This is a genomic window from Reinekea marina, from assembly GCF_030409715.1.
Lineage (GTDB): Bacteria > Pseudomonadota > Gammaproteobacteria > Pseudomonadales > Natronospirillaceae > Reinekea > Reinekea marina.
On the sequence record NZ_JAUFQI010000001.1, the window covers coordinates 1524704 to 1538616 of the forward strand.

A 13913-nucleotide genomic window follows, 5' to 3' on the forward strand; every position below is an offset into this window, starting at 1 on the left:
CTATTGTAACAAGCTCCACTCCCGAATGACGAGCTTTCCGCTGCGATCTTCTCTAGAAAAACTGAGTTTTGTGGGCATAAATGGTGGACTATCTTGGTATCGAGAGTACTGAACCGTCCAGCCGGCCTGTGTTAACTCGTTTATGAAGCCGCTTGTTTCATTTAGTTGCTGTTTATATGGTTCATTCGGTTTAGGTAAAGCCCTAACCCAATACCTTAAATAGTCCAGCGGTAGAGAGATTTGTTGTAGGTCCCACAATAGGTCTTCCAAACTATTGGCTGTCCATTGGTCTTTGCCTTGCACCAATGTGGCAGACGCATGGTCGCCGTATACATTTATGCGGCCTTGACCGAGAGGGCCGCTCAGTTCGATATCAAATGCACTGGCTTCCTGGCGCCAGATAACGTTAAAGCTGCTGGCCTCGACACTATTTTTAACCGCCATTTTGCCTTTGAACGCCCAATCGATATTTTCATCGTGGGATAGGTTGGAAAAGCTAGCACAGCCAACCAACACTAAACTCAATGTCATTGCAGCAAAGCGAGTAACTAGGTTATTCATTGAACAGCTTATCTAACCTCTCTAAAAAGGGGCTTTCTGGGTTGAGTTCAACGACCCGTTGGTAATAATGTTGAGCCTGCTCTTGATCATTAATGTACCAATACACTTCAGCTATGTGAGCCGCTACTTCGTCAATTTTTAATTGCTGATAAGCTTTGGTTAACCAATCGAGCGCTTTTTTTGGTTCGCCCAGTCGATACAATAGCCAGCCTTTTGAGTCCATAAACGCCGGGTTGTTTGGTTGCTCCTTTAGCGCTTTGTCGATATAGCGTTGGGCTTGAGGCAGGTTTTTATTTAGGTCAGCCCAGGTATAACCGAGCGCATTCATGGCGTTTACATTGGCTGGATCTAGTGTGAGCACTTTTTCTAAATTTTCTTCTAAGCCCGCGAAATTTTCTATGGAAGCAAATAAAAGCGCCTGCTCATACAGTAGGTCTGTGTTGTTTGGGGATTCTTCTAAAGCCTGGGTATACACCTTGATGGCTCTATCTAGGTGCCCCAGTTGTTGTTCATAGCCCGCTTCTATTTTCCAGTACAGGGTTTCTTGCCCTGCATCTTTCTCTTTAGCCTGAGCGAGTGCCATAAAAAGAAGGTTACGATCTTCTTCGCGGCCCAATTGTGCCCATTCAGCTAATGCTGATGCGAGGTACGGCGGGGCTTGTACTTGCTCAAAGTGGCTGGCCGCAATGCTGGGTTGATTGTTCTCAAGGTGAATTAAACCCAAGAAATAGTGGCCTTCATCAACAAAACCTTGCTCCAGTAAGTGTTGGAAAATGGCAGCAGCGGTGTCTAAATCGTTTTGTTCAAATGCAACCCGTGCATAGGTTCGAGCAATAATGGGTTCATTTGAAAAGCGGGTATGAAGCACTTGCAGCTCGCTAACATTTGCTCGATCGTAGCGATAAAGGTGGCGAGCGTAACTCACGGCTACTTCCACATCGGTTGGGTGTCTTTTAACCAGTGCTTTAATGAGCTTAGTCGCCTGCTTGATTTGTTCTGTTTTGATAAGAACCTGATATTTAAATAAGTGATAGGTCAGTGCCGGTTCGAGTTGTATGGCTTGCTCCACGTAGGCTTCTGATTGTGCAATATCGTCTTTTAAGAAATATAAGCGAGCGAGCGAGAACTGCAGTGAGTGTGATGCGGGATAGGTTTTGAGTAACGATTCGAAAAGGCTGATGAGCTCGTTAGTTTGATCAGCCTGCAATTGGCTGGAATGAGGCAATGCAAGATTCACGTTTGCATTTGCATCAATTGTCAGCCATTGCTCAATGTGGCCTTTAGCGGCTTCGTAGTCACCTAAGTTCAACGTCGCTATCGAGAGAGATTGCCAAGGGCCAGCCGCTTCAGGTTCTATGGTTGACCATTGAATGCCTAATAACCGCACCGACTCATAGTGCCCAATACTCTGATTCAGCGCGACAGCCCGTTCAAAAACAGAGGGGTCGGATTCATGCTCGCTGATTAATCGGTAGATTGAGGCCGCACTGCCTAAATCTCCTCTATTGATGGCAATTTCCGCAAGCAGTAATTCAAAAAAAGTTTGACCAGTGAGTGGCTTTGGGTTGTTCGCCTTTAAAATTTTGCTCTCTGATTCAGCAGAATCCTTTAGATTGGCATTACCTTCGTCTTGTGTCGCAGTAGTGGAGCAAGCAAGCAGCAAAGCAGCGGCAAGAAATGAGCTGAAGCGTTTTAATAAGTGTGTGTATGGCATAGTTAACCTAAAATCACCCGAACAGAGGTTTAAAAAGTGCTAAATAATGTAAATTTACGAATAGTTAAGAATATTAGCACAGGCGTTATCGCCTAATTTAGGTAAAGTCGTTAGAATACGGCGTTTTTACAAATGAGGCACCACCAAGGCATGTCATTATTGGCCATTGGTATCAATCACAATACAGCATCTGTTGAAGTTCGCGAAAAAGTGAGCTTTATGCCTGAAACCATGTCTGAATCGTTGCAGTCTATTCAACAATTGCCCGGTATCTCTGAAACCGTCATTTTATCCACTTGTAATCGGTCGGAGATTTATTGTTATGTCGAACAAGCCGAGCAATCGGCTCAAGCGGTAGTCAAGTGGTTGGCCGACACGCATCATCTTGACCCAGTGTCCTTACAGAAATGCACCTATGTACATACCGATCAACAAGCCGTTGGGCACATCAGTAAAGTCGCTTCTGGCTTAGACAGTATGGTGTTGGGTGAACCTCAAATTTTAGGCCAGCTAAAATCGGCTTATGCCGTAGCTAAAGAGTACAAAACTGTAGGATCCATGCTGAACTTTGTCTTTCAGCACAGTTTTAAAGTAGCCAAACAGGTACGCACTGAAACGGCCATTGGTGAGAATGCTGTGAGTGTCGCATTCGCAGCCGTCAGTTTAAGTACTCGTATTTTTGAAGATTTATCTAAATGTTCGGCACTGTTGGTTGGTGCTGGAGAAACGATCGACTTAGTTGCTAGACACTTACGTGAAAAAGGGTTGACGAACCTCACGGTGGCTAACCGAACGTTAGCGCGTGCCGAAAACCTGGCCAAAGAATTCAGTGCGCGAGCGTGCTTGCTGTCTGACATTCCTGAAGAACTGCCTAAGGCTGATATTGTGATTTCCTCTACCGCCAGCCAGTTACCTTTAATTGGAAAAGGAATGGTAGAACGTGCGCTTAAACAGCGTAAACACAAACCCATGTTTATGGTCGATATAGCGGTACCTCGTGATATTGAACACGAAGTGGGTGATTTAAACGATGTATTTTTATACACGGTAGATGACTTGCGCTCTGTGATAGAAGATAATCGCCGATCTAGACAAGTAGCCGCGCAAGAAGCAGAACGCATCATAGAGCGTCAAACACGCTCGTTTGTTTCGCAGGTTAATGTGCGCGAATCAGGTCAGCTGATCCGTACCATGCGAGATAACGCGCAACAAGTTAAACAAAGCGAATTAGAAAAAGCTAAAAAGGCGATCGCTTCAGGCGAAGACCCTGAAGCTGTTATGCAGTTGTTAGCTCATAACATTACTAATAAACTCATGCACAGTCCTACCATTGCGTTGCGTAAAGCCTTTGAAGAAGGCGACCCGCAAGCCAGTGACTGGGCGATAAAATTATCTGATATCAAACCTTAGGTTTCCATGAAAGAGTCGATACGTTTTAAAATTGAAGAATTATCAGAGCGCTATGAAGAGCTGGGCATGCTGTTGTCTCAGCCAGAAGTTATTTCGAATCAAGATGAGTTTCGTAAGTATTCGCAAGAGTACTCCGATTTAGAAGGCGTTGTTAAATGCTTCGCAGATTATCAAGCCAGCGAAAGCGACTTAGAAGAAGCAAAAGTACTGCTTGACGATTCCGACCCTGACATGCGAGAAATGGGAAAGGAAGAGTTTAAATCGGCGCAAGAACGCATCGAAAAGTTGGATGAGCAGCTGCAAATATTGTTATTGCCAAAAGACCCTAACGATGGCAAAAACGTCTTTTTAGAAATACGCGCAGGCACCGGCGGTGATGAGGCCGCGATATTTTCCGGTGATTTATTCAGAATGTATTCTCGTTTTGCTGAGAAATCGGGTTGGAAAATCGAAGTTGTTTCAACAAATGAAGGCGAGCATGGCGGCTTTAAAGAGATTATTGCACGCGTTACCGGCGCCAATGTTTATTCTCAACTCAAGTTTGAATCGGGTGCGCATCGCGTTCAGCGTGTTCCTGAAACCGAAAGCCAAGGTCGTATCCATACGTCGGCCTGTACCGTAGCTGTGATGCCAGAAGCTGATGAGCTAGAAACTATTGAGATTGATAAAAATGATTTACGAGTAGACACTTTCCGCGCCTCCGGCGCCGGGGGTCAGCACGTGAACAAAACCGATTCTGCGATACGCTTAACGCATTTACCTACGGGAATGGTCGTTGAGTGTCAGGATGAGCGATCACAACATAAAAACAAAGCCCGTGCGATGTCTTTGCTTGCGGCTAAGTTAAAAGATTCTCAGCAATCAGCGGCAGCAGCCGAACAAGCCGAGCAGCGTAAGTCTTTGGTCGGCAGTGGTGACCGATCTGAACGTATACGCACCTATAATTACCCACAAGGGCGTGTATCAGATCACCGCATTAACCTGACCTTGTATAAACTAGATGAAATAATGCAAGGGCAGTTGGACTTTATCATTGATCCGCTGGTGCTTGAGCATCAAGCGCAATTATTTGCAGATATGGGTCAATCGTGACCCTTACGATTGGCGACGCGTTAAGTCTTGCTCGTGAAAATGATGTTGAAAAACGCGATGCCGAAATTTTGTTATGCCATGTCTTGGGCAAAGCAAGAACTTACATTATGGCGTTTGCAGAAGAAAGTTTAAGTGTCGCACAATCGGAAGATTATCAAGAAAAACTCGTTCGTAGAAAAGCCGGTGAGCCAATTGCTTATATAATTGGCGAGCGTGAATTTTGGTCTTTACCCATTAAAACAACATCGGCCACGCTAATTCCTCGCCCAGATACTGAAGTGCTTGTTGAGACCGTACTAAACCAGTGCTCAACGCAAACCCTATCGGTTGTAGATTTAGGGACGGGCACAGGTGCCATAGCGTTGGCGTTAAAATCAGAGCGTCCAATGTGGTCATTGTTGGGTGTTGATCGTATCGAAGAGGCCGTAAGTTTGGCTCGTGAAAACGCCGAGCGCTTATCGTTAGATGTGTGCTTTCAGTTATCCTCATGGTGCGAAGGGCTCGAATCCAAGGCGTTTGATGTGATCGTTAGCAATCCGCCTTATATAGATATTGACGATCATCACTTGAATGAAGGCGATGTTAGGTTCGAGCCTAAAAGTGCATTGGTGGCCAAAGATCAAGGGCTCGCAGATATTAAGAACATAACCGAGCAAGCTTTAAGATGTTTGAAGCCAGCAGGGCGCTTGTTCTTTGAACATGGCTGGCTTCAAGGGACGGCCGTGGCTGCTATTTTAGATCATGCCGGATTTAAGCAAGTTACTACTGTAAAAGACTACGCAGGCAACGACCGCGTAACTTTTGGCCAGCTTTAATACACCAAAAGTAGTAGTGTTTGCGCCACACAGGCTGGTCGTCGGCAGTTTTCAATCTCAACGGTTATTTCCTCAGTGACTTCTAACCCACGCCTAACCGGCGTAACAGAGATGATTTTCTTTGTAGCTCTGATGTTTGCGCCGGCTTTCAATGGGTAAGGAAAACGCACCTGATTCAACCCCATATTGACGACCATCTTTGCGCCTGGGTATGGCGGGCGCTCAGAGTCTACCGCATTGGTGAGTTTTGGCAACAAAGATAGCGTAAGAAAGCCATGAGCAATTGTGCTTTTAAAAGGCGATTCAGCTTGCGCTCGCTCTGGGTCAGTGTGTATCCACTGTTGGTCTTCGGTAACTTCTGCAAATTGGTTAATACGCTCTTGCTCAACGCTCATCCAGTTTCCTGTGAAGATGACCGAGCCAAGTGAGTTCGATAAGTTCTTAAGCATAGCAACAGCGTTATCGTTGCTTTCATGAATCCAGCGATCACTTTGAGTGGTGGCCGTATCAGAGCCAGACGTTAATAGCTTTTGGTCGAGTGACCAATTTACCCACGGATTATTACGGGCAGACTGAAAGATCTCATTGAAATACCCGCGCAGCTGAGGCTGGATCAATTCAACAATCTCATCTTTGTTCTTGGCGAGCCGATCGCTTTTCTCTTTTAAAAAATCAATGACGCTCATAGGGTTCCTTTTTTGGCCATTCACTCTTCAATCGCTAAAATGGGGTTGGCTATTAATATGGTGCGCTATTGTAATCCTTACAAAAAAGAGTTGAAAGGTGGTGAAAATTAATATACGGCTGTACTTTAAGTGCGTTTAAAAACACCCTTAACAAGCGGACGCAATATTGTCGATCGGTTTTTGCTCTAAAAAGTATTGGATTTTCTGAGCAATTTGATCCAGTAAGTTTTGCATGGAATCATCTGCAGCCCAAGCAACATGGGGGGTCAGGATGACATTGTTGAGCTTTTCAAGTTGCCAGATGGGATCAATCTCGGCAGGAGGTTCTTGCGCGGCCACATCAAGACCTGCAGCTAATATTTGCTCATTTGTGAGCGAGACTAACAAATCTTTTTCATTAATGAGACCACCTCGGCCTGTATTGATGAGAATACAACTGGGTTTTAGTAGCGCAAGGGTGGCTTTGTTTATTAAATGCTTGGTTTGTGGCGTTAGCGGGCAATGCAGGCTAAGTACATCAGCTTGCTGCAGTGCTTCATGAAATGGAGTGTATCCATCTCTTATGATTTTACTGTGTTGGTGCTCTGCGAACAGTATATTCATCCCTATGGCTTGTGCACGTTGAGCAACGGCGAGTCCAAGAGCGCCTTTGCCTATAATGGTCAATGTTTTACCCGTCAGAGACTGCATTCTGCCCGCATAGTGATAAAAATATGGGCTTTTTGACCATTGTTTTGAACGATGACTCTCTAAATATCGTGGTAGGTTGCGCGCCAGCGCCAACATTAACATAAGGGTATGTTCAGCGACGGAAGCCGCGCCATAGTTAACCGCATTCACTACCTGCACATTATTTTTGAAGCATGCCTCTAAGTTTACGTTGTTGGTGCCAGTGGCCATGATACAAATCAGTTTTAACTTTGGCAGTTGATTTATGATATCTTCAGTGAGCTCTACTTTATTGGTTAAAATAATATCAGCATCACTGCAAAACCGAATAATGTCTTGAGTAGGTAAGTTATCAAAGGTGACCCAATCCGAAATTTGTTGGGGTACTGTTAGGTTTACATGGCTCGGAAAAGTCGCTCGATCTAAAAATATAGCTTTCATACACAGTCTCGTATTGATTTGTTACGCTTTAACTGGTCAAATTGATGTTTATTTTTTGAGGTTTAAATTATGCACTTAATGGTGTTTGATTTGGATGCAGCTTTGTGTCCTACAAATACCATGGATGGTCTTGCCTTGTCGAAGGCTTTACAGGATGTAACCAGTCAGATTGTTAACCCAGAACTTCTGATGAATAGTGCGGACTTTCGCAAACTGTTTGTGAATACCATGCAACGGTTTCCCACTCGTGATGAATTATTTGATTTTCGGGCGCAATATAACGTTTACTTAAAGCAGCAATTTATAATTCGCCCAAGCTTTATTCCTGCAAACTATGCCTTGATTGAACAAGCCAATGCATTACAACACAGAAAAGATACACTTGTGGCAATCATTACGTCACGTACATTGTCTGCATTGAAAATAAAGTCTGCAAAACTTGGTCTAATGAGTGATTTAATGCCCGTGGCCAGCTGTGAAGATGCAGATTCTTATTCTGGGATACTTTCGGCATTGACCAAGCGAGTTCGACGAAGCTTTGGCGTGCAATTTGATCAAGCATCTTTGGTTTCTGTGGAGTCTAACCGTGAGTGCGCGGCCAACAACGATATGTCTTTGATTTTAGAAAGTGATTTTAATGAATCTCTATATGGTCATCTATTTGAGTGGACAGAACAGTCTTTAGCGATTGTCGATTAAGTGACAGTCGAGGCGAAGGCGTGAAATTCCTTCGTCTCTTCTATCATATAGTTTCGTTAAGATTGACTCTCTATTTGCCCAGCTTGAATCGCCGTTAACGCAATTGTGTATACAATGTCTTCAACCAAAGCACCACGCGATAAATCATTAACGGGTTTTCGCAAACCCTGTAACATCGGTCCAATAGACACCACATTGGCACTGCGTTGAACCGCCTTGTAAGTTGTATTTCCAGTGTTTAAATCGGGAAAAACAAAGACAGTCGCCTTGCCTGCAACTGGACTATTGGGTGCTTTGCTGGCCGCTACACTTGGCGTGCTGGCTGCATCGTATTGCAGAGGTCCATCGATTAATAAGTCGGGTCGACGCTCTTTAGCAATGCGTGTGGCCTCACGAACTTTTTCTACATCACTGCCACTGCCAGACTTCCCTGTAGAATAACTGATCATCGCAATTCTAGGTTCAATCCCAAAGGCTTTTGCAGAGTCACCTGACTGTATGGCGATATCGGCAAGTTGCTCAGCGTTTGGGTCTGGGTTTATGGCGCAATCGCCGTAGACTACCGCTTGATCTGGTAGCAACATAAAGAATACCGAAGATACTAAGCTGGCATCGGGTCTTGTTTTTATCAGCTGGAGTGCAGGGCGTACGGTGTTGGCTGTCGTGCTGACCGCGCCTGAAACAAGTCCATCAACATCATCTTCGGCCAACATCATCGTTCCCAAAACATTAGGGTCTTCTAGCTGCGCTTCGGCCATTGGATTGGTCAACCCTTTGTGTTCTCTAAGTTTAACCATCGGCTCAATATAAGGCTGTAGAGCTTGCCTTGGGTTGATAATCTCTAGAGCTTCCGGCAGCACAATATCGTGGCTGGCGGCGACGCGTAGAATTTCTTCTTTGTCTCCCAGTAAAACGCAACTGGCTATCCCTTTTTCTTGGCATATGGCTGCAGCGCGTATTGTTCTTGGTTCATTGCCCTCTGGTAAAATGATACGTTTGTTGGCGAGTCGAGCTTGTTGCACCAGTAAATGTCGGAAAGCAGGCGGTGACAAGCGTCGCTCTTCAACAACTTCAGCTTTTTGGGCTAAATAAGTTGCATTAATTGAGCTGGCAACCGCATCCATAACACTCTCCATCCGATCCACATCATCGGCTGGCACTTCAGTGCTCATGCTGTTGAGCAATTGTGCGGTGCCGAATGTATTGTTCTTTACCGAGATCACTGGCAGTCCGGTTGCAAAGGCTGAGCGGCACATATCAAGGACAGGAGCCCCAGGCATTAAATCACCTGTAAAAACAATACCGGCCAACGGCACACCATTGAGTGCAGCCATACAGGCCGCAATTAAAATATCGTCTCTGTCACCTGGTGTTACAACCAAGGTGCCCGATTTAAGCGTATGAAGCATATTTTGCATTGTTCGGGCGCATACGGTAATGCTTTGAACTCGGCGCGATTCAATGTGCCCCTCATTGATTACGCTAGCTTGTAAGTGATGACTCACATCGAGCGTCCGAGGCGCTACCAACAGTGGGTTCCAATGCACTAGACCTATGAGCTCAAATTTAGCCGGCGAAAAGACAGGCATGCTTTGGATAACTTGCTCACTGGACATTGCTTCCGCTTGGCGTTGCTGGGGGATTTCTTCTGCAACTACTTGCTGGTTATCTGGGTTAGGCGCACCGACTTTATTTAAGATGCAACCAATCACTTTTTTATGATCAATGCCACCATAAATACTAGCCGACATTTTTATCCGTTCATTTAATTGAGCGGTGCTGTCATTGTTTTTAGCAGCCACCAGAATGACATCAGCATCCATCGCTTTAGCCATGTTCCGATTAAGTTCAGCGATGTAGTTTTCATCGATCACTGACACAAGACCTTCAACAATTAAAACGTCTGCTTCTTCAACCGATGCTTGAGATATTGATATGACTTCTTCCATGAGTCTATCAGACTGACCCAACGCGAGTTGTTGTTGGGCATAAGCGAGAGTCACTGGCTTGGCTGGGTTTAAGCCAAGAGTTTTATTGATCAAATGAGTCGAGCGTTCGGGTCCGCTATCGAGATTGCTTTGTTGAGCAATGGGCTTACAAAAAGCGACTCTTACCCCTAATTGTTCCAGTGCGCGTACTAAACCTAAGCATACGGAAGTGAGACCAACGCCAGCGCTGGTGGCGCTCATAAAATAGGTATATTTCAACGTTTGATCCTTTTAATTATCTGAGATTAGAGTGAATGTCTGCTGAGCTATCATCCATTCTTCTTGTGTTCTGATGACCAGCATGGGCGCACTGTTAGTGTCAGAAATACGACCCATAGAATCAGCCATAGATTCATTTAAGGCGTTATCAATTTTGCAGCCCAAAATGCCTAAGTGTGAGGCCACTTGTGACCGAATTAAGGCTGAGTTCTCGCCTATGCCGCCGGTAAAAATAATGCCGTCGAGGCGGTTTAACGACATGGCAAGCGCACCTATTTGCCGCGCTAAACGAAAGCAAAATACATCAATGGCCAAACGCGCGCGCTGATGTCCTGTTTCTGCGGCTTCTATTAATGTCCGCATGTCGTTTGAAAGCCCAGACAAGCCCTGTAAACCGCTGTCTTTATTGAACATGGCAGTAATCTCTTCAATACTCCAGCCTTTAGCATGTGCAAGGAATTCATGTAGGCCTGGATCAACATCACCTGAACGTGTCCCCATCACCAGACCTTCAAGTGGTGTCATGCCCATTGTTGTATCAACGGATAATCCATTTTTAACGGCGCAAGCGCTGCAACCATTACCTAGATGAACGGTAATGAGGCCGTAGTCATTGTCCAGCGATAATCGTTGCCTGGCTTGTTCTGCCACAAATTGATGGCTAGTGCCATGAAAGCCATAGCGGCGAACAGAGTGTTGTTCATACAGTTCATAAGGAATGGCGTATAAATAAGCGTACGGTGCCATCGTTTGATGGAAGGCTGTATCAAAAACAGCAACTTGTGGTAAATCTGGATAGAGCTCAGCTATTGATTCAATGCCCGCGATATTTGCAGGGTTGTGCAACGGGGCTAATGAACTGCAGGATTTAATTTCTGTTAGTACGTGTTGACTGATTTTAACGCACTCACTAAAAGATTCTCCACCATGCACGACACGATGGCCTACGGCCATAGGTAGGTTGTCTAACAAGTTAGCCTGTTTTAACTGTTCAATTATATAAACCAGTGTACTTTGATAATCACTGGAGACTAAGGCATGGTGGCTGGTCGAAGAAAGTGTCGAGATGGAAAGTTGTGCGTCAGGGTTTCCTAGTTTTTGTGCTAGGCCTTTGGCGAGCTCTTGGCCATCGTCCATATTAAACAATGAGAATTTAATAGAGGAGCTGCCTGCATTTATCACTAAAATCGTATTGGACATTCAATTGCCTGTATTGCATTTTAAAATGAGTGGTTAAATAAAACGAATAGGGTTATTGCATATTCGTCGCATCTTAACGAAAGTACCTACTAAGTGTAGAGGAACTTTGGATATTGTGTGTGACTAAGATCAAGAGACCGTCAATAGTTGCGGTCGTTTTTACGATAGTGGTTGGCTTGTTCAGTGGCGGAGTGTCTGGGCAGTCCATTATTGTTGAATCCGCCAGATTAGTCAGTGGTGGCTACTTAATTGGTAAAATACCACTAGAAATGACGGTAAACTTTAATGAAAAGTCAGTTCCGGTTGATAACGAAGGGTACTTTATTATTGGTTTTTCACGAGAGCAGGCCGGGTTGCATGAAATTGTGGCGAAGAAACCCGATGGCGAGCTTTCAGTAAAAGCCATCTGGATAGAACTGCGCGAATTCGATGAACAACGCATTGTTGGAGTGGACCAATCTAAAGTGACTCCGCCTAAATCTGTATTAGATCGTATCAGTCGTGAATATCAACTCGTCGTTAATGCAAAAAACAAAATTACCGATGCAATAGCCTGGAGAGATGAGGTTTTTGTGTGGCCTATTTTTAGCCGGAAAACAGGGCAATATGGAAGTCAGCGTTTTTACAACGGTCAAGCTGGCAACCCACATTGGGGGGTTGATATGGCGGCAAAAACCGGGACGCCTGTCTACGCACCTGCTTCTGGTCGGGTGACTTTAGCTGAGTCGGACCTCTATTTTAGTGGCGGTACTGTAATCATTGATCATGGTCAGAACCTGACTAGCAGTTTTCTGCATTTATCAAAGTTAAACGTAAGCTCTGGACACTGGATCCGTCAAGGTGACCTTTTGGGCTATGTTGGTTCAACAGGCCGTTCGACAGGACCTCACCTAGATTGGCGGATGAGTATGAGGGGAGTGCGAATCGACGCTGAGTTGTGGGTACCCAATTTAGCCACGCTATGCATAGATAGCAACAGTGCCTGCGAGCCGCCAGTGGGAGCGTCCGAAACGGAGCTAGTGCGTTGGCGCTACAATCGTGAGGCATTGCTTAGTCGGTAAAATACTAACTTGAACCTAAAATGAACACGAAACCCTAAAACAGCAATAAAAGCCGCCTTTTAACTTGTTTTTTTTCTTAAAAGTACGCACCATGATAGTGTCCCACGGGCCATAGAAAAATTATAAGAGAGATCAAAATGAATAAAAAATTAATATTAAGTACAGCAATTGCTGCTGCATCATTGATGGGTACTGCTCAAGCTGAAGTTAAAATCGGGTTCTTAGGTGGTTTTACTGGACCAATCGAAAGCCTTACACCGCCAATCTTTGCGGGTGCAAAACTAGCTGTAGCGCAAATTAACGTTGAAGGTGGTTTATTTTCAAGCGGTGAAATTTTAGAAATGCCAAGTGCAGACACAACTTGTGTTGATGCTTCGGCGGCTTCTAACGGTGCCGACCGTCTAATAAACTCTGATGGCGTTATTGCTATTGTTGGTGCGCTTTGCTCAGGCTCAACGATTGCCGCTTCTAACAATGTCGCTGTGCCTGCTGGCGTTCCGATGATTTCACCTGCGTCTACATCGCCTGCTGTAACGGGTCTCGACGATAACGACCTAGTTTTCCGTACGGCACCTTCAGATGCTTACCAAGGTGAAATGCTGGCCAAGCTTCTTGAAGCTAAAGGTATTGACGATATCGCAATCACCTACGTAAACAACGATTATGGTAAAGGCTTAGCCGATGCTCTAGTGGGTGCCTTTAACGGCAACGTAGCAGCAAATGAAGCCCATGAAGATGGTAAAGCCGATTACCGTGCTGAGCTTGGTTCTTTAGCATCAACGGGTGCAGAGACATTAGTTGTACTTGCATACGCAGACGGATCGGGTCAGACGATATTACGCCAAGCTTATGAAAGCGGTGATTTCGGACGCTTTGTGGGTGGTGATGGCATGGTTGGTCAAAACCTAATCGATGCTGTAGGTGCAGACGTGTTAGACGGTATGATCGCGACTAAACCTGGCATACCTGAAATTGCAGGCCAGTCTGTATACGCTGATGCCATGACGTCATTGGGTCAAGATCCAAGTGCTGTATTCGCAGGTCAAGCCTATGATGCAGCATTTATCTTAGCCTTAGCAATAGAGTCTAAAGGCTCAACCGATACGGAAGGTTTATCTGAAGCCATTCGAATGGTATCTACGGCACCAGGTGAAGTTATTCTTCCAGGTGAGTGGGCTAAAGCGAAAGCTGCGCTTGCTGCAGGTAAAGATATCAATTACGAAGGCGCATCAGGTAACCATGAGTTCGATGCCAATGGCGACGTACCAGGTATGATCGTTGAAATGGTCGTTGAAAACGGTGCATTCGTTCAAAAGTCTATACTTAAGTAATTAGATTTTAGAGATAAAAACGCGGCC

At 45.1% G+C, this 13913-nt stretch carries 13 protein-coding genes; 7 read left to right on the forward strand and 6 right to left on the reverse strand.

Annotated features, from left to right (window positions below):
• Positions 1-561 carry a lipoprotein insertase outer membrane protein LolB gene (gene lolB / locus QWZ13_RS08060; RefSeq protein WP_290281327.1) on the reverse strand — a complete coding sequence of 187 codons (561 nt, stop codon included), beginning with the start codon at positions 559-561 and terminating at the stop codon, positions 1-3.
• On the reverse strand, positions 554-2275 hold the full coding sequence (locus QWZ13_RS08065; protein ID WP_290281328.1) for a tetratricopeptide repeat protein: 1722 nt from the start codon (positions 2273-2275) through the stop codon (positions 554-556). Before QWZ13_RS08065 ends, lolB begins: the two co-directional genes overlap by 8 nt.
• Positions 2276-2407: 132 nt before the next feature.
• Between QWZ13_RS08065 and hemA the strand changes: the two genes are divergently transcribed.
• The 3 genes from hemA to prmC are packed head-to-tail and all read left to right on the forward strand — an operon-like array spanning position 2408 to position 5592.
• Positions 2408-3685, forward strand: coding sequence for a glutamyl-tRNA reductase (gene hemA / locus QWZ13_RS08070; protein ID WP_290281329.1), 1278 nt, complete (start codon positions 2408-2410; stop codon positions 3683-3685).
• A gap of 6 nt (positions 3686-3691) precedes the next feature.
• Positions 3692-4777, forward strand: coding sequence for a peptide chain release factor 1 (gene prfA / locus QWZ13_RS08075; RefSeq protein WP_290281330.1), 1086 nt, complete (start codon positions 3692-3694; stop codon positions 4775-4777).
• Positions 4774-5592 carry a peptide chain release factor N(5)-glutamine methyltransferase gene (gene prmC / locus QWZ13_RS08080; RefSeq protein WP_290281331.1) on the forward strand — a complete coding sequence of 273 codons (819 nt, stop codon included), beginning with the start codon at positions 4774-4776 and terminating at the stop codon, positions 5590-5592. The genes prfA and prmC overlap by 4 nt, the downstream gene beginning before the upstream one ends.
• Here the strand turns inward: prmC and QWZ13_RS08085 are convergent.
• Both QWZ13_RS08085 and QWZ13_RS08090 read right to left on the reverse strand, forming a co-directional pair.
• Complete coding sequence (locus QWZ13_RS08085) at positions 5589-6278, reverse strand: MaoC family dehydratase (RefSeq protein WP_290281332.1); 690 nt, start codon at positions 6276-6278, stop codon at positions 5589-5591. The genes prmC and QWZ13_RS08085 overlap by 4 nt on opposite strands.
• A gap of 147 nt (positions 6279-6425) precedes the next feature.
• Complete coding sequence (locus tag QWZ13_RS08090) at positions 6426-7388, reverse strand: NAD(P)-dependent oxidoreductase (protein ID WP_290281333.1); 963 nt, start codon at positions 7386-7388, stop codon at positions 6426-6428.
• Between the two features lie 69 nt (positions 7389-7457).
• Here QWZ13_RS08090 and QWZ13_RS08095 point away from each other — a divergent pair, with 69 nt between their 5' ends.
• Positions 7458-8087 carry a hypothetical protein gene (locus QWZ13_RS08095; RefSeq protein WP_290281334.1) on the forward strand — a complete coding sequence of 210 codons (630 nt, stop codon included), beginning with the start codon at positions 7458-7460 and terminating at the stop codon, positions 8085-8087.
• Positions 8054-8185, forward strand: a complete 132-nt coding sequence (locus tag QWZ13_RS08100) for a hypothetical protein (RefSeq protein WP_290281335.1) — start codon at positions 8054-8056, stop codon at positions 8183-8185. The genes QWZ13_RS08095 and QWZ13_RS08100 overlap by 34 nt, the downstream gene beginning before the upstream one ends.
• Here the strand turns inward: QWZ13_RS08100 and pta are convergent.
• Together pta and QWZ13_RS08110 are read right to left on the reverse strand one after the other, a co-directional pair.
• Positions 8144-10294, reverse strand: coding sequence for a phosphate acetyltransferase (pta, locus tag QWZ13_RS08105; protein WP_353958974.1), 2151 nt, complete (start codon positions 10292-10294; stop codon positions 8144-8146). The genes QWZ13_RS08100 and pta overlap by 42 nt on opposite strands.
• Positions 10295-10306: 12 nt before the next feature.
• Positions 10307-11494: an acetate/propionate family kinase gene (locus QWZ13_RS08110; RefSeq protein WP_290281336.1), complete on the reverse strand. Its 1188-nt coding sequence runs from the start codon at positions 11492-11494 to the stop codon at positions 10307-10309.
• A 119-nt stretch (positions 11495-11613) separates the two neighbouring features.
• Here QWZ13_RS08110 and QWZ13_RS08115 point away from each other — a divergent pair, with 119 nt between their 5' ends.
• Entirely contained in the window at positions 11614-12555 is a 942-nt protein-coding gene (locus QWZ13_RS08115; RefSeq protein WP_290281337.1) for a M23 family metallopeptidase, read from the forward strand.
• Between the two features lie 137 nt (positions 12556-12692).
• Positions 12693-13886: an ABC transporter substrate-binding protein gene (locus QWZ13_RS08120; protein ID WP_215999040.1), complete on the forward strand. Its 1194-nt coding sequence runs from the start codon at positions 12693-12695 to the stop codon at positions 13884-13886.
• The last annotated feature ends 27 nt before the right edge of the window (positions 13887-13913 follow it).

What these genes read in the sequence shown, in the direction of transcription:
- lolB (WP_290281327.1), bottom strand. Translation starts at nt 561, where the DNA reads ATGAATAACCTAGTTACTCGCTTTGCTGCAATGACATTGAGTTTAGTG.
- QWZ13_RS08065 (WP_290281328.1), bottom strand. Translation starts at nt 2,275, where the DNA reads ATGCCATACACACACTTATTAAAACGCTTCAGCTCATTTCTTGCCGCT.
- hemA (WP_290281329.1), top strand. Translation starts at nt 2,408, where the DNA reads ATGAGGCACCACCAAGGCATGTCATTATTGGCCATTGGTATCAATCAC.
- prfA (WP_290281330.1), top strand. Translation starts at nt 3,692, where the DNA reads ATGAAAGAGTCGATACGTTTTAAAATTGAAGAATTATCAGAGCGCTAT.
- QWZ13_RS08085 (WP_290281332.1), bottom strand. Translation starts at nt 6,278, where the DNA reads ATGAGCGTCATTGATTTTTTAAAAGAGAAAAGCGATCGGCTCGCCAAG.
- QWZ13_RS08090 (WP_290281333.1), bottom strand. Translation starts at nt 7,388, where the DNA reads ATGAAAGCTATATTTTTAGATCGAGCGACTTTTCCGAGCCATGTAAAC.
- QWZ13_RS08095 (WP_290281334.1), top strand. Translation starts at nt 7,458, where the DNA reads ATGCACTTAATGGTGTTTGATTTGGATGCAGCTTTGTGTCCTACAAAT.
- QWZ13_RS08110 (WP_290281336.1), bottom strand. Translation starts at nt 11,494, where the DNA reads ATGTCCAATACGATTTTAGTGATAAATGCAGGCAGCTCCTCTATTAAA.
- QWZ13_RS08120 (WP_215999040.1), top strand. Translation starts at nt 12,693, where the DNA reads ATGAATAAAAAATTAATATTAAGTACAGCAATTGCTGCTGCATCATTG.